Here is an 18,533-nt window from a genome sequence, read left to right on the forward strand (position 1 = left end):
GCCAAAAACAGAGAATGACGTGATGGATATCGTATTTATTGAAGAGCTTACCGTAATTACCACCATTGGCGTTTATGAGTGGGAACAGGGCATTCGTCAGAAGCTGGTGTTCGATATCGAAATGGGCTGGGATAACCGGCCGGCCGCCGCCAGCGACGACGTAAATGACTGTCTGAGCTATGCCGACGTCAGCGATGCCGTGATCCAACACGTGGAGTCGAACCGGTTCGCGCTGGTGGAGCGCGTGGCGGAGGAAATATCTGAAATTTTGCTCCAGCGCTTCAATTCCCCCTGGGTCCGTATTAAGGTCAGCAAACCGGGCGCTGTAGCACATGCCAATCGGGTCGGCGTGATCATTGAGCGCGGCACCCGTCCCGCATGATTTTATGTCATCTGCTTGCAACGAAAGACCGTTAACCTGGTCTTAATCCTGAGAATTGTTTTAGCGGCATTGTCTTTAAGCATTGCCGCTTTTTTATGTGATAGCCGTTATTTTATGGGGTGAGCGAAGCACATGGCAGACATGCATTCACTGTTTATTGCGTTTGTTCTTGGGGTTGTCGAGGGATTAACCGAATTTTTGCCGGTGTCTTCCACCGGGCATATGATCATCGTCGGCGAGTGGCTGGGCTTTACCGGCGACAAAGCCAAAACCTTTGAAGTCATTATCCAGCTGGGGTCGATCCTGGCCGTCGTCGTGATGTTCTGGCGCCGGTTGTTCGGTCTGATCGGCATCCATTTCGGCGGCAAGCCGGTGGAGCACGAAGGCAAAACCAGCGGCCAGCTGAAGCTGGGGCACATCCTGCTGGCGATGATCCCGGCGGTGGTGCTGGGGCTGGCCTTCCATGATTTCATCAAGTCGCTGTTTGCGCCGAAAAACGTGATGTACGCGTTGGTGGTCGGCGGCCTGCTGCTGCTGGCGGCGGAATGGCTGAAGCCGAAGAAGCCTAGCGCGGAAGGGTTGGATGACATCACTTACCGTCAGGCGTTCATGATCGGCTGCTTCCAGTGTCTGGCGCTGTGGCCGGGCTTCTCCCGTTCGGGTTCCACTATCGCCGGCGGCATGCTGGTGGGCGTGAACCGCTATGCGGCGTCCGAGTTCTCCTTCATTCTGGCTGTGCCGATGATGATTGGCGCCAGCGGCCTGGATCTGTACAAGAGCCTGCACTTCCTGACCTGGGGCGACCTGCCGATGTTCGCCGTCGGTTTCGTCACCGCCTTCGTGGTGGCGCTGGTTGCGATCAAGACCTTCCTGTCTCTGATCAAACGCATCTCGTTCGTGCCGTTCGCTATCTACCGCTTTATCGTGGCGGCCGTGGTTTACATGGTGTTCCTGTAAGCCTTCACACCAAGAAAAAACCCCGCTCCGCGGGGTTTTTTTATGCCTGATCGTTGATGATGGTTTGGGTGAGCTTCCACTCGGCCAGCGCCTGCTGGCGGCGGCGTTTGAGCTCGTCGCGGATCGCGGTGCCCTGCAGCCCGCTGGCCACCACCTCTTTAATCGATACCGCGTTCGCCACCTGATACGCCTGGCGCAGATAGTCGCCCTGTGGATAGGGATTCTCCTCAAAGCCGGTACGGCCGCGCGCGTCCGCCTCGCTGGTCAGGATCATCTGCTCCAGCCGGTGCGGCTTGCGCCAGACGTCGATGGCGTCGAACAGCTTCAATAGGGTCTCCGGCCGCAGCTTGTTCACGGTGTGGATCAGATCATGGTACTCGGCCACCAGCTTGCTCAGATCGCGCACCGGGTTGGGCACCCGCAGCCGCTGGCACAGCGCCTCAACCAGCCGCACACCGGCCGGGCCGTGGCCATGGTGATGCGGCCAGAACTCTTTTGGCGTCAATCCCTTGCCGAGGTCATGGCACAGGGTGGCGAAGCGCACGTCCACCTCCGGCGTGAGGCGGGCGGCGATCGCCAACGCCATCAGCGTGTGCACGCCGGTGTCGATTTCCGGGTGCCACTTGGCGGGAGCCGGCACGCCGAACAGCGCGTCGATTTCCGGGAACAGCACCGCCAGCGCATCGCAGTCGCGCAGCACCTGAAAATAGACCTGCGGGCTCTGGCTTTGCAGCGCCTTTTCAGTTTCTTTCCAGACGCGTTCGGCGGTCAGCGCGGCCAGTTCACCGCTGTGCGCCATCCGGCGCATCAGGGCGAGCGTTTCGTCGGCGATGCGAAAACCCAGATGGGCGAAGCGGGCGGTGAAGCGCGCCACGCGCAGTACGCGCAGCGGATCTTCGCCGAAGGCGTCGGAAACGTGGCGCAGCACGCGCGCCTGCAGATCGGCCACGCCGCCGTAAGGATCAATCAGCTCCCCCTCGGCGGAACGGGCGATGGCGTTGATGGTCAGATCGCGCCGCAGCAGATCCTCCTCCAGCGTGACGTCCGGCGCGGCATAGCAGGTAAAACCGGTGTATCCCTGGCCGGATTTGCGCTCGGTGCGCGCCAGCGCGTACTCCTCGTGGGTGTCGGGATTGAGGAATACCGGAAAGTCTTTGCCGACCTGCTGGTAGCCCAATGCCAGCAGCTCGGCCGGCGTGGCGCCCACCACCACCCAATCATGATCGACCACCGGAATGTCGAGCAGGCTGTCGCGAACGGCGCCGCCGACCAGATAAATCTGCACTGTTGACTCCTGAATATCGTGTAAGGCTCTGTCTATCAGATTACATGAATTGGCCGCGGGATGTCGGCGCCAATGAAAAGGGCGCCCGCAGGCGCCCATACTCAAACTGAACGATACTGAGATCAGTTCATCCAGCGATTGTTGTTCTTGCGGCGCGGGATCAGGTGCGGCAACAGCAGGCCCAGCAGCAAGCCGACGCCGGCGACGCCGCCGCCGTACATGAACCACTGCAGAATAATGGTGCGCTGTTTGTCGTCGAGCTGCAGGTTAACGGCGTTAACCTTCTTCTGCGCGACCACCAGCTGGTTTTTCAGATCCTGGTTTTCCTTCTGCAGGCTGCTGATGGTGCTGTCGCTGCCCGCGACTTTTTCCTGCATTTCCGCCGTGCGCTGGTTCCAGGTGTTATCGATGTTGGCCAGCTTGTCGGTCAGGGTTTTCACCTGCTGTTCCAGCTCGGGCACGCGGGTGCGCAGGCTCGGCGTCTGGCTGAGCTGATCGAGTGGGATCCAGGTGGTGCGGCCTTTCGGATCGCGGATCTGGCCGTAGTTGGTGCTGTCGTTGACGCTCAGCAGGGTGACTTCTTCACCGGCGTTCAGAGTGCCGACAATACGGTACTGATTACCTGGGCCGCTATGGACGTAAGTGCTTAACTCATCGGAGATATAGCGTTTATCTTCGGCATGTGCGCCCCAAGTGATGCTGAAGCTCAGCGCGGCAAGGCAAATCAGGCGTAATTTCTGCATTAGTTCATCGTTTCTTGGTGAATTTATGGAACGATAGTAGAGCGTTCAGTCTGACGACGCAACGCCAAAACCGGAATGAGAACTATCTTACTGTGGCTGATTCTGTGAGTTGCGCGGCGTTTTATAACGTAACAGGTTTTTTCTACAGTTAGCAGGGTTAAGGCGCCGGGAATCGCGGTAAGATAACGGCAACTGTGCGTCATTGGGCAGTATGCGGCGGCCGAACGCGCCGCGCTGAAACAGACGTGAATGCATAACTTATTGGTGTTAAAGAATTATGACCGTTGAAATTGAACTGAAATTCATCGCCGCGCCGCAAGCGGTGGCCGCTCTGCCGCAATGGCTTGCCGCCTGGCCGCATCAGCATTCCGCGCCGCAAAAACTGACCAACATTTACTTCGAAACGGCCGATAACTTCCTGCGCAATCACGACATGGGGCTGCGCATTCGCGGTTTCGACGATCGTTATGAGATGACCATCAAAACCGCCGGTAAAGTGGTGGCCGGCCTGCACCAACGTCCGGAATACAACGTCGCTATCGCCGAGCCGCAGCTGGCGCTGGCGCAGTTTCCTGCCGACATCTGGCCACAGGATTGTGATATCGCGGCGCTGCAGCAGGCGTTGCAGCCGCTGTTCCGTACCGACTTTGCGCGTGAAAAGTGGGTGGTCACTTACGGCCAAAGCGAGATCGAGATTGGCTTGGATCAGGGAGAGGTGCGCGCCGGTGACCTCAGCGAAGCCCTGAGCGAGATCGAACTGGAGCTGCTGAAAGGCAACACCGCCGATCTGCTGGCGTTGGCCGGCGAGCTGGCGGCCCATGGCGGGCTGCGTCAGGGCAGCCTGAGCAAGGCGGCGCGCGGCTACCACCTGGCGCAGGGCAATCCGCCGCGCGAGGTGCGCCCGCTGCGGGTGCTGAAGCCGGCGGCGAAGGCGACCGTGGAGCAGGGGATGATCGCCGCCTTCGAGCTGGCGCTCAGCCATTGGCAGTACCATGAGGAGCTGTGGCTGCGCGGCGATGCGCAGGCGCGCGGGGCGGTCCTCGAAGCGGTCGGCACTATCCGCCAGGCGCTGGTGATCTTCGGCGGCCTGGTGCCGCGCAAGGCCAGCGCCGATCTGCGCGCCCGCCTGACCGAGCTCGAACCGCTGTTGGCGGACAAAGCCGCGCAACCGGAGAACCTGTGCTACAGCGCGGCCTATCTGCAATGTAAGTTGGCGCTCACATCATGGCTGGTGCGCGGCGCCTGGCGGCCGTTTATCGACGCCAAAGGGCAGGCCAAACTGGACGGTTCTTTCAAACGCTTCAGCGACATCATGCTGGGGCGCAGCGGCGCGGAGCTGAAAGAAGCCTTCAGCCGTACGCTGAACGAAGATGAATATCAGGAACAATTGCCGCGCCTGACGCGTCAGATTTCGGCGCTGGTCCTGCTGTCGGGCGCTTACCCCGACGAGCAGACCGGGCCTTATATCGACGCCTGGCGCGAGCTGCAGGCGGCGCTGAGCGAGCGCCGCCAGGGCTGGTATGAAGCCAGCCGCAAACAGGCCTTATCGCATGCGCCATTCTGGTTAAACGGCGCGCTTCGTTAATCCAGCCGGCCCGCCAGCCGTGGGCCGCAGAACGGGTCAAACACTATGTCGCCACTTTCAGCCGCGTTACAGGCTCAGGCACAGCAGGTTGTGCAGCGTTTTCAGGAAGTTCACGGCGCGGACTGCGCCTTTAGCGAGCAAGAGCAGTGGGTGCTGGCGTCGAGCGACTTCGTCAGCGACGCGCTGCTCGCCCAGCCGGCCTGGCTGGCGACGCTGCGCGAACAGCCGCCGGCGCCCGGCGAGTGGCAACACTACGCCGCCTGGTTGCAGGACGAGCTGGAAGAGGTGCGCGACGAAGCGCAACTGATGCGCACGCTGCGTCTGTTTCGCCGCGAAACGCTGGTGCGCATCGCCTGGGCGCAGGCGCAGGGGCTGTGTGCGACCGAAGAAACGTTGCTGCAGCTGAGCGGGCTGGCGGAGACGCTGATCGTCAGCGCGCGCGACTGGCTGTACCAAACCTGTTGCCGCGAGTGGGGCACGCCGTGCAATGCCGACGGCGAACCGCAGCCGCTGCTGGTCCTCGGCATGGGCAAGCTGGGCGGCGGCGAACTGAACTTCTCGTCGGACATCGATCTGATCTTCGCCTACCCGGAAAACGGCCAGACTCAGGGCGGACGGCGCGAGCTGGACAATGCTCAGTTCTTCACCCGCCTTGGCCAGCGGCTGATCAAGGCGCTGGATCAACAGACCATCGACGGCTTTGTCTATCGCGTCGACATGCGGCTGCGGCCGTTCGGCGACAGCGGCCCGTTGGTGATGAGCTTCGCGGCGCTGGAAGATTATTATCAGGAGCAGGGGCGCGACTGGGAGCGCTATGCGATGGTGAAGGCGCGCCTGATGGGCGGGGCGGAAGACGCCTACAGCCAGGAGCTGCGTAAAACGCTGCGGCCGTTCGTGTTCCGTCGTTACATTGATTTCAGCGTCATTCAGTCTCTGCGCAACATGAAGGGCATGATCGCCCGTGAAGTGCGGCGGCGCGGCCTGAAGGACAACATCAAGCTGGGCGCCGGCGGCATTCGCGAAATCGAATTCATCACCCAGGTATTCCAGCTGATCCGCGGCGGCCGTGAACCGGCGCTGCAGGGGCGTTCGCTGCTGCCGACGCTGCAGGCGGTGGGCGAGCTGGGGCTGCTGGAAAGCAAGCAGGTGCGGGCGCTGAGCGCCGCCTACCTGTTCCTGCGGCGGCTGGAGAACCTGCTGCAGGCGATCGGCGATCAGCAAACCCAGACGCTGCCGCAGGAGGCGCTCGATCAGGCCCGGTTGGCCTACGGCATGGGGTTGGCGGATTGGCCGGCGCTGATGGCGGCGCTGGACGTGCACATGCAGGCGGTGCGCGCGGTGTTCGACGACCTGATCGGTGACGATAGCCCGGATGTCGGCGAAGATCCCGATTACCAGCACTATCACAGTCTGTGGCAGGACGCGCTGGAGGAGAACGAGCTGGCGCCGCTGACGCCGCACCTTGACGAAGAGGCGCGTCGACAGATGCTGCGCACCATCGCCGATTTTCGTCACGACGTCGACAAGCGCACCATCGGCCCGCGCGGCCGCGACGTGCTCGATCAGCTGATGCCGCGCCTGCTGGCGGAGGTATGCCCGCGGCAGGACGCGCCGACCGCGCTGGTGCGGCTGGCGCAGCTGCTGCTGAGCATCGTCACCCGCACTACCTATCTCGAACTGCTGGTGGAGTACCATGCGGCGCTCAGCCATCTGATCCGCCTGTGCGCCGCGTCGCCGATGGTCGCCAACCAGCTGTCGCGTTACCCGCTGCTGCTGGACGAGCTGCTGGATCCGGCCACGCTGTATCAGCCGGTGGCGCTGGACGCCTACCGCAGCGAGCTGCGGCAGTATCTGCTGCGGGTGCCGGAAGACGACGAAGAGCAAAAGCTGGAGGCGCTGCGTCAGTTCAAACAGGCGCAGCAGCTGCGCATCGCCGCTGCGGATATCGCCGGCGCGCTGCCGGTGATGAAAGTGAGCGATCACCTGACTTATCTGGCTGAGGCGATCATCGACGCGGTGGTGCAACAGGCCTGGAGCGACATGGTGGCGCGCTACGGCCAGCCCACCCATTTGCAGGAGCGGGAGGGGCGCGGCTTTGCGGTGATCGGCTATGGCAAACTGGGCGGCTGGGAGCTGGGGTACAGTTCCGATCTCGATCTGGTGTTCCTGTTGGATTGCCCGCCGGAGGTGATGACCGACGGCGATCGCTGCATCGACGGCCGCCAGTTCTACCTGCGGCTGGCGCAGCGGGTGATGCATCTGTTCAGCACCCGCACGTCCTCGGGCATTCTGTATGAGGTGGACGCGCGCCTGCGGCCTTCCGGCGCCGCGGGGATGCTGGTCAGCACCGTCGAGGCGTTCGCCGACTACCAGCAAAACGAAGCCTGGACCTGGGAGCATCAGGCTCTGGTGCGCGCGCGCATCGTGCACGGCGATCCGGCGCTGCATCAGCAGTTCGACGCGATCCGGCGCGAGATCCTGTGCAAAACGCGCGATGCGCAGACCCTGAAGCGCGAAGTGCGCGAGATGCGCGAAAAGATGCGCAACCATCTCGGCAACAAGCAGCGCGATCTGTTTGATATCAAGGCCGATGAGGGCGGCATTACCGACATCGAATTTATCGCCCAATATCTGGTCTTACGCTATGCGCCGGGTGAACCGCGCCTGACGCGTTGGTCGGACAACGTGCGCATCTTCGAGCTGATGGCCAATTACGACATCATGCCGGATGAAGAGGCGCGCGCGCTGACCCAGGCCTATGTCACCATGCGCGACGAGATCCACCACCTGGCGCTGCAGGAACATTCCGGCAAGGTCGGCAGCGGGCTGTTTGCCGCCGAGCGCGAGCAGGTGCGCGCCAGCTGGGCCAAATGGCTGGATTAATACCTTTTTGCGGGTATTCCGGCGGTCTGTGGTAATATCTGCGCCACTAAAATTTTGTTCTTTTTTGGAGTTATCGGATGAAAGTTACGCTGCCTGATTTTCGCCGCGCCGGTGTGCTGGTGGTCGGTGACGTCATGTTGGATCGCTATTGGTATGGGCCGACCAGCCGCATTTCACCGGAAGCCCCGGTGCCGGTGGTCAAGGTCGATACCATCGAAGAGCGTCCCGGCGGCGCGGCTAACGTGGCGATGAACATCGCTTCGCTGGGCGCCACTTCCCGTCTGGTGGGCCTGACCGGCATCGACGATGCGGCGCGGGCGCTGAGCGCCAAGCTGAATGAAGTCAACGTGCGCTGCGACTTCGTCTCGGTGCCGACCCATCCGACCATTACCAAGCTGCGCGTGCTGTCGCGCAACCAGCAACTGATCCGTCTCGACTTCGAAGAAGGCTTCTCCAACGTTGATCCGCAGCCGATGCTGGAGCGCATTCAGCAGGCGCTGCCGCAGATCGGCGCGCTGGTGCTGTCCGATTACGCCAAGGGCGCGCTCAGCCAGGTGCAGGGCATGATCCAACTGGCGCGCGCCGCCAAGGTGCCGGTGCTGATCGATCCGAAAGGATCCGATTTCGAGCGCTATCGCGGCGCGACGCTGCTGACGCCGAACCTGTCCGAGTTCGAAGCGGTGGTGGGCCACTGTAAGGATGAAGCGGAACTGGTGGAACGCGGCATGAAGCTGGTGACGGATTTCGAGCTGTCGGCGCTGCTGGTTACCCGTTCCGAACACGGCATGACGCTGCTGCAGCCGGGCGTTGAGCCGCTGCACTTGCCGACCCAGGCGCAGGAAGTGTTCGATGTGACCGGCGCCGGCGACACCGTGATCGGCGTGCTGGCCGCCTCGCTGGCCGCCGGCAACTCGCTGGAAGAGTCCTGTTTCCTGGCCAATGCCGCCGCCGGCGTGGTGGTGGGCAAGCTCGGTACCTCCACCGTGTCGCCGATCGAACTGGAGAACGCGGTGCGCGGCCGCGCCGAGACCGGTTTTGGCGTGATGACCGAAGCGCAGTTGAAACAGGCCGTCGCGCAGGCGCGTCAGCGCGGCGAAAAAGTGGTGATGACCAACGGCATCTTCGACATTCTGCATGCCGGCCACGTCTCTTATCTGGCCAATGCTCGCAAGCTGGGCGATCGCCTGATCGTGGCGGTGAACAGCGATGCGTCGACCAAACGCCTGAAAGGGGAAAAACGCCCGGTCAACGCGCTGGAGAACCGCATGATTGTGCTGGGCGCGCTGGAAGCGGTGGATTGGGTGGTGCCGTTCGAGGAGGACACGCCGCAGCGCTTGATCGCCGACATCTTGCCGGATCTGCTGGTGAAAGGCGGCGATTACAAGCCGGAAGAGATTGCCGGCAGTGCGGAAGTGTGGGCCAACGGCGGCGATGTCAAAGTGCTGAACTTTGAAGACGGCCTGTCGACCACCAACATCATCAAAGCGATCAAAGACGGGCGCGGCTAACGCCGGGCGACGTAAAGAACAAGGGCGCGCGGTGCGCGCCCTTGGCGGGAATTATTCGTCTTCCTGTTTGGCGGCCGGCGCCGCGCTCAGCTTGCTTTCCAGCTCGGCCATGCGCTGTTCCAACAGCGCCAGCTTTTCGCGGGTGCGCAACAGCACCTGAGTCTGCACGTCGAACTCTTCGCGGTTAACCAAATCCAGGCGGGTCAACTGCGACTGCAGCACCTGACGGATTTTTTTCTCAACGTCTTCCCCGAATTCACGAACGCCTTTAGGCATGGACTCATGAACCTGGCGTGCGATTTGTTCGATTTTTTTCGGGTCAATCATGGCGTATCCCTTTCAGAGTTTAATAGCTGCCGCTTAGTGTAATGCGAGTTGCCCGCCGGATAAACACCATTAAGCGCATTCGCCGCGCGTGGCCGAATTGTGCTTTTGCCAATTGCCCTGTCTATCCATTAGCGTTATAGTCATCTTGCTTATTCTCAGGGCGGGGTGAAAGTCCCCACCGGCGGTAAATCACCTTCTACGGTGAAAGCCCGCGAGCGCTCAGCCAGCCTGTAAAGGCCGGTTAGAGGTCAGCAGATCCGGTGTAATTCCGGGGCCGACGGTTATAGTCCGGATGGGAGAGAGTAACGGTATCTGCCGGGCATGCGCCCGCTTGCGTTATTTTTTTAGCTATTGCTAGCTACTCCTCAAGATCGCCCTGGTTCTGGTAATCCATAATTTTTAATGAGGTTTTTTACCATGAATCAGACGCTACTTTCAGACTTCGGCACGCCGACAGAACGCGTTGAACGCGCGATCGACGCACTGCGCAACGGGCGCGGCGTGATGGTGCTCGATGATGAAAACCGTGAAAACGAAGGTGACATGATCTTCGCCGCGGAGACCATGACCGTTGAGCAGATGGCGCTGACCATTCGCCACGGCAGCGGCATTGTGTGCCTGTGCATCACCGAAGAACGCCGTCAGCAGCTTGAGCTGCCGATGATGGTGACCAACAACTCCAGCCAGTTCCAGACCGCCTTCACCGTGACCATCGAAGCGGCGCAGGGCGTAACCACCGGGGTTTCCGCTTCCGATCGCCTGACCACCATCCGTGCGGCGGTGGCAGACAGCGCCAAGCCGAGCGACCTGAACCGTCCGGGCCACGTGTTCCCGCTGCGCGCGCAGCCGGGCGGCGTGCTGAGCCGTCGCGGCCACACCGAAGCGACCATCGATCTGGTCTCCATGGCCGGTTTCAAACCTGCCGGCGTGCTGTGTGAACTGACCAACGACGATGGCAGCATGGCGCATGCGCCGGAAGTGATCGCCTTCGCCAAACAGCACGACATGGTGGTGCTGACCATCGAAGATCTGGTGGCCTACCGCCAGGCGCACGAGAAAAAAGCCAGCTGATAGCCGGCCGCTTTCAACGATAAAAAAGCCGCGTAATGCGGCTTTTTTGTATCTACCGTTCTGACAGGCGTTCGCTGATGCGGCTGGCGTAATTCATCACGTGGAAGGTGTAGTTCTCCTCAACCGTACCCTGGAACAGATGTGCCCAGGGGCCGATGGCGTAGATGCCGAGATCTTCCCCGCCGTGCGTCTCGCTTTTCAGCGGCACCAGCGCCGGCTGAATAAAGTCGGGCGCGGTGGTTTGCTCCATGGTCAATGCCGGGCGCTCGGTCAGCGGGATCGCGCCGCCGGGGCCGTTGGCGAAACCGAGGGTGGTGTAGGGCTTGCCGTCGCTGCCCAGCCGAGGTTTACCGTCGACGCCGACGGAAATGCCGAGGATAGGATTGCCGCGCTTGGCATAGCCGGCGATGGTCAGCGTGTGGCTGTGATCGCCGGTCACGATCACCAGCGTTTCGTCCAGCTTGACCTTGCCGACAATGGTTTTCACCGCCTCGTTCAGGGCGACCGCGTCGCTTAGCGTGCGGTAGGCGTTGCCGTTATGGCTGCCGTGATCGACGCGCCCGCCTTCCACCAGCAACAGATAGCCTTCGGGATTCCTGGCCAGAATATCGATGGCCTTGCCGGTCATTTCCGCCAGCGAAGGCTCTCCCGCCGCGTCTTGCCGCCGGTCATGCTCGAAGTTCATGTGCGACGGCTCGAACAGGGCCAGCAAATGGTCGACGTTGCCCGGTTCGATTTTGTCGAACTGGGCCTGATTCCAGACGTATTGTCCGCGCTCGCCGTAGCGTTGCAGCCAGGCCTGCGTCAGGTCACGGCCGTCCCTTCTGGCGCCTTTCTTGCCGGGATATTCCGGATCGCTCACGCTGTCGGGCAGGAAGTTGGCGCGCCCGCCGCCCATCGCCACGTTCAGGCCGTTGCTGTATTTCATTTCCACCAGCTGGCGCGCGATGTCGCGGCAGCCTGCGGCCAGGGCATCCGCCGGCATTTTGGCGTCAGACTCCCAGTCGCGGTTGGCGATATGGGCATAGGTGGCGCCCGGCGTGGCGTGGGTAATGGTCGCGGTCGTCACGGCGCCGGTGGACATGCCGAGCGTTGCGGCCATCTCCCACAGCGTGGTGACGGCCTTGGTTTGCTGATCCTCGCAGTTGTTGAGGGCGGCCGTATGGTTGAGACCCATCAGATCGTTGATGGTTTTGACGCCGGTGGTCATCGCCACCGCGCTGGGCGCGGAGTCGGTGATTTGGGCGTCGGCGGAATAGGTTTTGGCTGCCGCCAGATAGGGGAAGGCTTCCCAGGCCAGCACGTTGGATTCGCCGTCCACGCCGCGCTGCTGTCCTTCAAAAATACGGGCGGCGGTCACGGTGGAAAACCCCATGCCGTCACCGACCACCAGAATGACGTTTTTAGCGCGGTTGGTGTTTGGGGTCTGTTTCAGTCGCTGTTGCAGCTGAGCTTGCGCCTGAAGGAAGTAAGGGTCTTCGCGCTGCGTCAGCGGCGCGTTGTCCGTCGCTTTGGCGGCTGCCGCCCCGGTGGCTAACAAGGACATGGAAAGCGCCAGGCGGGTTGCCAGTGTGAGTCTGAACATGAATTCCTCCTTGGTGAGACGTGATTCCCGTAGCGCCGACGGGCTGCCAACACCCTGTCGACGGCAGGAGGAGTGTATCGATTGTGTTAACAAAAAATACATAAATTGTTCACAATTTAGATCTGTGTGGCAGTAATGCCATGGTATTCATGATTTTTATTAATCATTTGAAAATCATTCATTTTTTAACTTTTTGTTTGCCGGTGCATTTTTGCGATTTTTAATTCAAATTTATTGAATATCTTCATCACGGTTATCCGGCTGTGTTGCTGCGGCAAAGCGCGTAATGTAACGCCATAGCACAATTTGAACTAAGGATCGCTCTATGAACACCTCTCGTATGCCGGCACTGTTTCTTGGCCACGGTAGCCCGATGAACGTGCTGGAAGACAACCGCTACACCCAGGCATGGCGTGCGTTGGGTGAGTCATTGCCGCGTCCGAAGGCGATCGTGGCGGTTTCTGCGCATTGGTATACCCGCGGCACTGCGGTCACCGCGATGGAAAAACCCAAAACCATTCACGACTTCGGCGGGTTCCCGCAGGCGCTGTTTGATACCCGCTACCCTGCGCCGGGTTCCCCCGCGCTGGCTGCGCAGCTGCAGCACATTCTGGCGCCGGTGCCGGTAACGGCGGATCTCGGCGAGTGGGGGTTGGATCACGGCACCTGGGGCGTATTGATCAAGATGTATCCCAATGCCGATATCCCGGTGGTGCAGCTCAGCGTCGACGGCACTCAGCCGGCGGCTTACCACTATGAGCTGGGCCGCAAACTCGCGGCGCTGCGGGATGAGGGCGTGATGATCGTCGCCAGCGGCAACGTGGTACACAACCTGCGCATGGTGAAATGGCAGGGCGATACCAGCGCCTATCCGTGGGCGGAGTCTTTCAATAACTTTGTCCGGGATAACCTGCGTTATCGGGGCGATAACCACCCGCTGGTGGATTTCATGCGCCATGAGGGCGCGGCGCTGTCGAACCCGACGCCGGAACACTATCTGCCATTGCTGTATGTGCTCGGCGGCTGGGATGGAAAAGAGGCCATCAGCGTGCCGATCGACGGTATCGAAATGGGAGCGCTGAGCATGCTGTCGGTGCAGGTGGGCTAAAGAAAAACGCCAGTCAGAGACTGGCGTTTTTGCCTTCAGCGGGGCGATCAGCCGAGGATGGTGTGCGGATAGAAGCGCGACAGATCCTGCGTGATCAGTTCGCGATCTTCGCGCAGGCCGATGCCGCAGGGTTGATCGTTCACCAGCCAGCTGCCGATCAGCGTGTAGCTGTCTTCGAACTTCGGCAGCGGATGGAACTGCTGCACGATCATGCCTTCTTCACCGTACGGCCCATCGACGCGCGCCACTTCCTGACCGTTTTCGACGATCTGGATATTGGCGCCTTCGCGTGAGAACAGCGGTTTGGTGACGTAATGATCCATCGGCGGATGATCGTCTTGCGCGAAATAAGCCGGCAGCAGGTTAGGGTGATTCGGGAACATTTCCCACAGCAGCGGCAGCAGCGCCTTGTTGGAGATGATGCTTTTCCAGGCCGGCTCCAGCCAGCGCACGCCGGCGTCTTCCAGCTTTGTGGAGAACATCTCGCGCAGCATGAATTCCCACGGATAGAGCTTGAACAGGTTGCCGATCACCTGATCCTGCAGATCGGTGAACTGGCCTTTCTCGCCGAGGCCGATCTCTTCCATGAACAGGAACTCGGTCGGCAGACCGGCTTCCTGCGCGCAGTCCTGCAGGTATTGCACCGTGCCGCGATCTTCTTCGCTGTCCTGGCAGCAGGCCAGGTGCAACAGGCCGAAGCCGTGATGCGCTTTCAGCTCGGCGAAACGCTCGATCAGTTTCTCCTGCAGGCTGTTGTACTGATCCGATTCCGGATCCAGCTTGCCGGCGTTGATCTGGTCTTCCAGCCACAGCCATTGGAAGAAGGCCGCTTCATACAGTGAGGTGGGCGTATCGGCGTTGTTCTCCAGCAGCTTCGGCGGATTGACGCCGTCGTAGGCCAGATCGAGACGCGAATACAGCGACGGCTGGTTGGTGCGCCAGGAGCTGCGCACGAATTCCCAGGTGTGTTTCGGGATGCAGAACTTGGCCATCAGCTCGTCGCTGGCGACCACTTTCTCCACCACCTGCAGGCACATCTGATGCAGCTCGGCGGTGGCATTTTCGATCTCTTCAATCTGCGCCAGCGTGAACTGGTAATAGGCGTCTTCACACCAGTACGGCTCGCCGTACATGGTGTGGAAACGGAAGCCGAACTCGGTCGCTTTTTCGCGCCAGTCCGGGCGCTCGGTAATGGCAATACGTTTCATGCATCAACCGCCCATGCTGCGAGAGCCGGAGTTGGAGGTGGCGCTGCTGCGCTGCATGCTGGTCTGCTTGGCCACGGTCTCGCCGAAACCGCCGCGGGTCACGGTGTTGGTGACCGCAGGCTTCGGCGCCATGGCGGTTTTCGGCACCGTCATGGTGCGACCGCCGGCGGTGGCCGGGCCGTAGCTCTTGCCGCTGGCGTCGACAAACTTGCCGTTCGCCGGGCTGGCGGCGTTCTTGGAGGTGAACAGCGGCTGCTGCGCGAAACCGGAACCGCCCATCAGGCGGCCCATCATGTAGCCCGCCATCAGCGGCATCCAGAAGCTGCCGCTGCTTTGCGATTCCGCCGCCATGCCGGCCTGCGCCGGAGCCGGCGCCTGGGTGCACTGCGCTTCGCCGAACTCGGCGACGCAGTCTTCGCGGGTGGCGTATTTCGGCGCGGTTTTCGCCGCTTCTTTCAGGGCGTTGTTGTAGGCGGTGGTGCACTGCTCGCTCATCGAAGGGTTGGCGCGCGAACAGTCATCGGCATTCTGATACAGGGAGACCGTTTCATCGCTCTTCTCGCAGCCGGCCAGCATAAAGACGGCGCTGATCGCCAAGGCCACGGGCGCGACACGGTAGCTGCGCCAGGATTTGCGGAACGTCTCTTGGTTGATGTTTTTTGTCCGTTTCATCGTTATCAATCCCATCATGCGGGCTGTTTTCGCCCTTTCCCAGTAGTGGCGCTAAGGATAGGGGAAACATGGTCAAAATTAAAGCTGAAACGCCCGCAGAATCCACTCTTTACGCAGTTATACGTTGGGGTGTGCGCCAGTTCGCTTTCGCGGCGAAAAAACGCGCATTGGCGTTTCATCATGAAACGTTATCGCTATGATGATGTTCCATAATGGAACAAAAATCGCGTGGCTCGCCAGGCGGGCGGCAGGCGCTCATAGTCGAAGCACAACAACAAGCCGGCGGCGAAGTCGGCGCGTCATCACCTGATATCTGAACGTTACCATCGCCAACTCCCTACAAGGATCCGGTTATGTTGAGAATCATCCAGTCACCAGGCAAATACATTCAGGGCGCCAATGCGCTGGCCGCCGTCGGCGAATACGCCAAATCCCTCGCCGACCATTATTTCGTGATCGCCGACGACTTCGTGATGCAGTTGGCGGGAGACACCCTGATGGGCAGCCTGCAGCAGCACGGCGTGAAACATCATGCGGCCCGCTTCAACGGCGAGTGCTGCCGTAAAGAGATAGACCGGCTTGGCCGCGAGCTGCAGACCCACGGCTGCCGCGGGGTGATCGGCGTCGGCGGCGGCAAGACGCTCGACACCGCCAAGGCCGTCGCCCACTACCAACGGCTGCCGGTGGTGCTCATTCCCACCATCGCCTCCACCGATGCGCCGACCAGCGCGCTGTCGGTTATCTACACCGAACAGGGCGAATTCGCCGAATACCTGATCTACCCGCGCAACCCGGACATGGTAGTGATGGACAGCGCCATCATCGCCAAAGCGCCGGTACGCCTGCTGGTAGCCGGCATGGGCGACGCGCTCTCCACCTATTTCGAAGCGCAGGCCTGCTTCGACGCTCAGGCCACCAGCATGGCCGGCGGCAAATCGACGCTGGCGGCGCTCAGTCTGGCGCGGCTGTGTTACGACACGCTGCTGGCCGAAGGGGTGAAGGCCAAGCTGGCGGTCGAGGCCGGCGTGGTGACGGAAGCGGTGGAACGCATCATTGAGGCCAATACGTATCTGAGCGGCATCGGCTTCGAGAGCAGCGGGCTGGCGGCGGCGCACGCCATTCACAACGGTTTCACCGTGCTGGAGGAGTGTCACCACCTGTATCACGGCGAAAAAGTGGCGTTCGGCACCCTGGTGCAGCTGGTGCTGCAGAACAGCCCTATGGCGCAGATTGAAACCGTGCTGGCGTTTTGTCATGGCATCGGCTTGCCGATCACGCTGGCGCAGATGGGCGTTACCGGCGACGCGGCGACGAAGACGATGGCGGTGGCCGAGGCCAGCTGCGCCGCCGGCGAAACCATTCACAACATGCCGTTCAAGGTCACCCCTGCCGGCGTGCAGGCGGCGATCCTGACGGCGGATCGGCTCGGCGCCGCCTGGCTGCTGCGTCATTGATACCGTTGGGGCGCGGTGCGCCGCGCCCCTGGCTTACAGAGGAAACCATCGTGAAAAAACTGATTAATCAGGTCGAGTCGGTGTTGGAAGAGCAGTTGCAGGGGCTGGCGGAGGCTCATCCCGAGTTGCTGGTGCATGCGGATCCGGCGTTCGTCACCCGCGCCGACGCGCCGGTAGCGGGCAAAGTGGCAATTCTGTCCGGCGGCGGCAGCGGCCACGAGCCGATGCACTGCGGTTTCGTCGGTGAAGGGATGCTCGACGGCGCCTGTCCGGGCGAGATTTTCACCTCGCCGACGCCGGATAAAATGTACGAGTGCGGTCAGGCGATCGACGGCGGCGCCGGGGTACTGCTGCTGATCAAGAACTACACCGGCGACGTGCTCAACTTCGAAACCGCCACCGAGCTGCTGCACGACAGCGGCGTCGCGGTGGCGACGGTGCTGGTGGATGACGACGTGGCGGTCAAGGACAGCCTGTTTACCGCCGGGCGGCGCGGGGTGGCCAACACCGTGCTGATGGAGAAATTGCTGGGCGCCGCCGCGGCGCGCGGCGACGATCTGGACAGCGTGGTGACGCTGGGGCATCGCATCAACAACCACGGGCATTCGATCGGTATCGCGCTGGGCGCCTGTACCGTCCCCGCCGCCGGCAAACCGTCGTTCACCCTGGCGGAGAACGAGATGGAGTTCGGCGTCGGCATTCACGGCGAGCCGGGCATTGCGCGCCGTCCGTTCACCACGCTCAACGCGGCGGTGGATGACATGTTCCATACGCTGATCGACCACGGCCACTATCAGCGCACGATCCGCGTCTGGGATCGCCAACAGGGTGAGTGGCGCGACGAGATGCAGACCAAGCAGCCGCTGACGCGCGGCGATCGGGTGATCGCGTTGGTCAACAACCTGGGCGCCACGCCGCTGTCCGAGCTGTACGGCGTGTACCATCGGCTGGCGGAGCGCTGCGCCGAGGCGGGCATCATCATCGAACGCAACCTGGTGGGCGCGTATTGCACTTCGCTCGATATGCAGGGCGTGTCCATCACGTTGTTGAACGTGGACGACGAACTGTTGTCCTTGTGGGATGCGCCGGTGAAAACGCCTGCGCTGCGTTGGGGTTGCTGAGGAGGAATTATGGCGTTGACCAAACCACAGGTCGTCGATTGGCTGATGCGTTGCGGCGAAGTGTTCAGCCGAGAGCGCGATTTTCTTACCCAACTGGACACCGAGATCGGCGATGCCGACCACGGCCTGAACATGAATCGCGGTTTCAATAAGGTGGTGGAAAAGCTGCCGTCGGTGGCGGACAAGGATATCGGCTTTATCCTGAAAAACACCGGCATGACGCTGCTGTCGAGCGTAGGCGGCGCCAGCGGTCCGCTGTTCGGCACCTTCTTCATCCGCGCGGCGCAGGCGGCGAACGCCAAGCAAAGCCTGGATCTGGCGGAGCTGCATCAAATGATGCAGGAAGGGGTGGAAGGCGTGGTGATGCGCGGCAAGGCGGAGCCGGGCGACAAGACCATGTGCGATGCCTGGTGGCCGGTGGTGGAAAGCCTCGGCCAGTCCGCGCAGCAGAACCTGAGCGTGGCGGAGGCGCTGCAGCGCGCCGCCGACAGCGCCGAGCGGGCGGTGGAGAGCACCATCACCATGCAGGCGCGCAAGGGGCGGGCCAGTTACCTGGGCGAGCGCAGCATCGGCCACCAGGATCCCGGCGCCACTTCGGTGATGCTGATGATGAAAACGCTGGCCGAGGTCGCCGGCAGTTAGCA

General features: G+C 61.6%; 16 protein-coding genes and 1 riboswitch. Of the genes, 10 read left to right on the forward strand and 6 right to left on the reverse strand.

Going from position 1 to position 18,533, the window contains the following annotated elements; all coding sequences use genetic code 11:
• Positions 1-22 precede the first annotated feature (22 nt).
• Both folB and bacA read left to right on the forward strand, forming a co-directional pair.
• Complete coding sequence (gene folB / locus ACUTQY_RS18140) at positions 23-382, forward strand: bifunctional dihydroneopterin aldolase/7,8-dihydroneopterin epimerase (RefSeq protein WP_015379095.1); 360 nt, start codon at positions 23-25, stop codon at positions 380-382.
• 132 nt (positions 383-514) lie between these two features.
• Positions 515-1,339, forward strand: a complete 825-nt coding sequence (gene bacA, locus ACUTQY_RS18145; protein ID WP_033644592.1) for an undecaprenyl-diphosphate phosphatase — start codon at positions 515-517, stop codon at positions 1,337-1,339.
• Positions 1,340-1,379: 40 nt separating this feature from the next.
• On the opposite strand, the gene ACUTQY_RS18150 is transcribed toward bacA, so the two are convergent.
• Positions 1,380-2,624 (reverse strand): multifunctional CCA addition/repair protein, encoded by a 1,245-nt coding sequence (locus ACUTQY_RS18150; RefSeq protein ID WP_033644593.1) that lies wholly within the window; start codon positions 2,622-2,624, stop codon positions 1,380-1,382.
• A gap of 122 nt (positions 2,625-2,746) precedes the next feature.
• Positions 2,747-3,367 (reverse strand): TIGR04211 family SH3 domain-containing protein, encoded by a 621-nt coding sequence (locus tag ACUTQY_RS18155; protein ID WP_033644594.1) that lies wholly within the window; start codon positions 3,365-3,367, stop codon positions 2,747-2,749.
• 277 nt (positions 3,368-3,644) lie between these two features.
• Here ACUTQY_RS18155 and ACUTQY_RS18160 point away from each other — a divergent pair, with 277 nt between their 5' ends.
• From ACUTQY_RS18160 to hldE, 3 genes are all read left to right on the forward strand, one after another.
• On the forward strand, positions 3,645-4,952 hold the full coding sequence (locus ACUTQY_RS18160; RefSeq protein WP_046687829.1) for a CYTH domain-containing protein: 1,308 nt from the start codon (positions 3,645-3,647) through the stop codon (positions 4,950-4,952).
• 45 nt (positions 4,953-4,997) lie between these two features.
• Entirely contained in the window at positions 4,998-7,835 is a 2,838-nt protein-coding gene (glnE, locus tag ACUTQY_RS18165; RefSeq protein ID WP_046687828.1) for a bifunctional [glutamate--ammonia ligase]-adenylyl-L-tyrosine phosphorylase/[glutamate--ammonia-ligase] adenylyltransferase, read from the forward strand.
• 77 nt (positions 7,836-7,912) lie between these two features.
• The gene (hldE, locus tag ACUTQY_RS18170) at positions 7,913-9,343 is read left to right on the forward strand and encodes a bifunctional D-glycero-beta-D-manno-heptose-7-phosphate kinase/D-glycero-beta-D-manno-heptose 1-phosphate adenylyltransferase HldE (RefSeq protein WP_046687827.1); all 1,431 of its coding nucleotides are present in this window, start codon (positions 7,913-7,915) and stop codon (positions 9,341-9,343) included.
• A gap of 51 nt (positions 9,344-9,394) precedes the next feature.
• On the opposite strand, the gene ubiK is transcribed toward hldE, so the two are convergent.
• On the reverse strand, positions 9,395-9,670 hold the full coding sequence (ubiK, locus tag ACUTQY_RS18175; RefSeq protein WP_004937216.1) for a ubiquinone biosynthesis accessory factor UbiK: 276 nt from the start codon (positions 9,668-9,670) through the stop codon (positions 9,395-9,397).
• A 147-nt stretch (positions 9,671-9,817) separates the two neighbouring features.
• A riboswitch (FMN riboswitch) is annotated at positions 9,818-9,978 on the forward strand.
• Between the two features lie 109 nt (positions 9,979-10,087).
• On the opposite strand from ubiK, the gene ribB reads away from it, so the two are divergent.
• Positions 10,088-10,741 carry a 3,4-dihydroxy-2-butanone-4-phosphate synthase gene (gene ribB, locus ACUTQY_RS18180; protein WP_033636071.1) on the forward strand — a complete coding sequence of 218 codons (654 nt, stop codon included), beginning with the start codon at positions 10,088-10,090 and terminating at the stop codon, positions 10,739-10,741.
• Positions 10,742-10,793: 52 nt separating this feature from the next.
• On the opposite strand, the gene ACUTQY_RS18185 is transcribed toward ribB, so the two are convergent.
• Positions 10,794-12,326: an alkaline phosphatase gene (locus ACUTQY_RS18185; RefSeq protein WP_046687826.1), complete on the reverse strand. Its 1,533-nt coding sequence runs from the start codon at positions 12,324-12,326 to the stop codon at positions 10,794-10,796.
• Positions 12,327-12,651: 325 nt separating this feature from the next.
• Here ACUTQY_RS18185 and ygiD point away from each other — a divergent pair, with 325 nt between their 5' ends.
• A complete protein-coding gene (ygiD, locus tag ACUTQY_RS18190) occupies positions 12,652-13,434 on the forward strand; it encodes a 4,5-DOPA-extradiol-dioxygenase (protein ID WP_033644599.1) in 783 nt (260 codons plus the stop codon).
• A 47-nt stretch (positions 13,435-13,481) separates the two neighbouring features.
• On the opposite strand, the gene ACUTQY_RS18195 is transcribed toward ygiD, so the two are convergent.
• The gene (locus ACUTQY_RS18195; protein ID WP_033644600.1) at positions 13,482-14,642 is read right to left on the reverse strand and encodes a glutathionylspermidine synthase family protein; all 1,161 of its coding nucleotides are present in this window, start codon (positions 14,640-14,642) and stop codon (positions 13,482-13,484) included.
• A 3-nt stretch (positions 14,643-14,645) separates the two neighbouring features.
• Positions 14,646-15,314, reverse strand: coding sequence for a DUF1190 family protein (locus tag ACUTQY_RS18200; RefSeq protein WP_033644601.1), 669 nt, complete (start codon positions 15,312-15,314; stop codon positions 14,646-14,648).
• 353 nt (positions 15,315-15,667) lie between these two features.
• Here ACUTQY_RS18200 and ACUTQY_RS18205 point away from each other — a divergent pair, with 353 nt between their 5' ends.
• The 3 genes from ACUTQY_RS18205 to dhaL are packed head-to-tail and all read left to right on the forward strand — an operon-like array spanning position 15,668 to position 18,531.
• Entirely contained in the window at positions 15,668-16,768 is a 1,101-nt protein-coding gene (locus ACUTQY_RS18205) for a glycerol dehydrogenase (protein WP_046687824.1), read from the forward strand.
• Positions 16,769-16,818: 50 nt separating this feature from the next.
• Complete coding sequence (dhaK, locus tag ACUTQY_RS18210; RefSeq protein ID WP_033644603.1) at positions 16,819-17,889, forward strand: dihydroxyacetone kinase subunit DhaK; 1,071 nt, start codon at positions 16,819-16,821, stop codon at positions 17,887-17,889.
• Between the two features lie 9 nt (positions 17,890-17,898).
• On the forward strand, positions 17,899-18,531 hold the full coding sequence (gene dhaL / locus ACUTQY_RS18215; RefSeq protein ID WP_033644604.1) for a dihydroxyacetone kinase subunit DhaL: 633 nt from the start codon (positions 17,899-17,901) through the stop codon (positions 18,529-18,531).
• Positions 18,532-18,533 lie beyond the last annotated feature (2 nt).

Source organism: Serratia sp. TSA_130.1 (assembly GCF_052691795.1).

What these genes read in the sequence shown, in the direction of transcription:
- ribB (WP_033636071.1), top strand. Translation starts at nt 10,088, where the DNA reads ATGAATCAGACGCTACTTTCAGACTTCGGCACGCCGACAGAACGCGTT.
- ACUTQY_RS18155 (WP_033644594.1), bottom strand. Translation starts at nt 3,367, where the DNA reads ATGCAGAAATTACGCCTGATTTGCCTTGCCGCGCTGAGCTTCAGCATC.
- ygiD (WP_033644599.1), top strand. Translation starts at nt 12,652, where the DNA reads ATGAACACCTCTCGTATGCCGGCACTGTTTCTTGGCCACGGTAGCCCG.
- hldE (WP_046687827.1), top strand. Translation starts at nt 7,913, where the DNA reads ATGAAAGTTACGCTGCCTGATTTTCGCCGCGCCGGTGTGCTGGTGGTC.
- ubiK (WP_004937216.1), bottom strand. Translation starts at nt 9,670, where the DNA reads ATGATTGACCCGAAAAAAATCGAACAAATCGCACGCCAGGTTCATGAG.
- ACUTQY_RS18160 (WP_046687829.1), top strand. Translation starts at nt 3,645, where the DNA reads ATGACCGTTGAAATTGAACTGAAATTCATCGCCGCGCCGCAAGCGGTG.
- ACUTQY_RS18195 (WP_033644600.1), bottom strand. Translation starts at nt 14,642, where the DNA reads ATGAAACGTATTGCCATTACCGAGCGCCCGGACTGGCGCGAAAAAGCG.
- dhaL (WP_033644604.1), top strand. Translation starts at nt 17,899, where the DNA reads ATGGCGTTGACCAAACCACAGGTCGTCGATTGGCTGATGCGTTGCGGC.
- ACUTQY_RS18200 (WP_033644601.1), bottom strand. Translation starts at nt 15,314, where the DNA reads ATGAAACGGACAAAAAACATCAACCAAGAGACGTTCCGCAAATCCTGG.
- ACUTQY_RS18205 (WP_046687824.1), top strand. Translation starts at nt 15,668, where the DNA reads ATGTTGAGAATCATCCAGTCACCAGGCAAATACATTCAGGGCGCCAAT.
- bacA (WP_033644592.1), top strand. Translation starts at nt 515, where the DNA reads ATGGCAGACATGCATTCACTGTTTATTGCGTTTGTTCTTGGGGTTGTC.
- ACUTQY_RS18185 (WP_046687826.1), bottom strand. Translation starts at nt 12,326, where the DNA reads ATGTTCAGACTCACACTGGCAACCCGCCTGGCGCTTTCCATGTCCTTG.
- glnE (WP_046687828.1), top strand. Translation starts at nt 4,998, where the DNA reads ATGTCGCCACTTTCAGCCGCGTTACAGGCTCAGGCACAGCAGGTTGTG.
- folB (WP_015379095.1), top strand. Translation starts at nt 23, where the DNA reads ATGGATATCGTATTTATTGAAGAGCTTACCGTAATTACCACCATTGGC.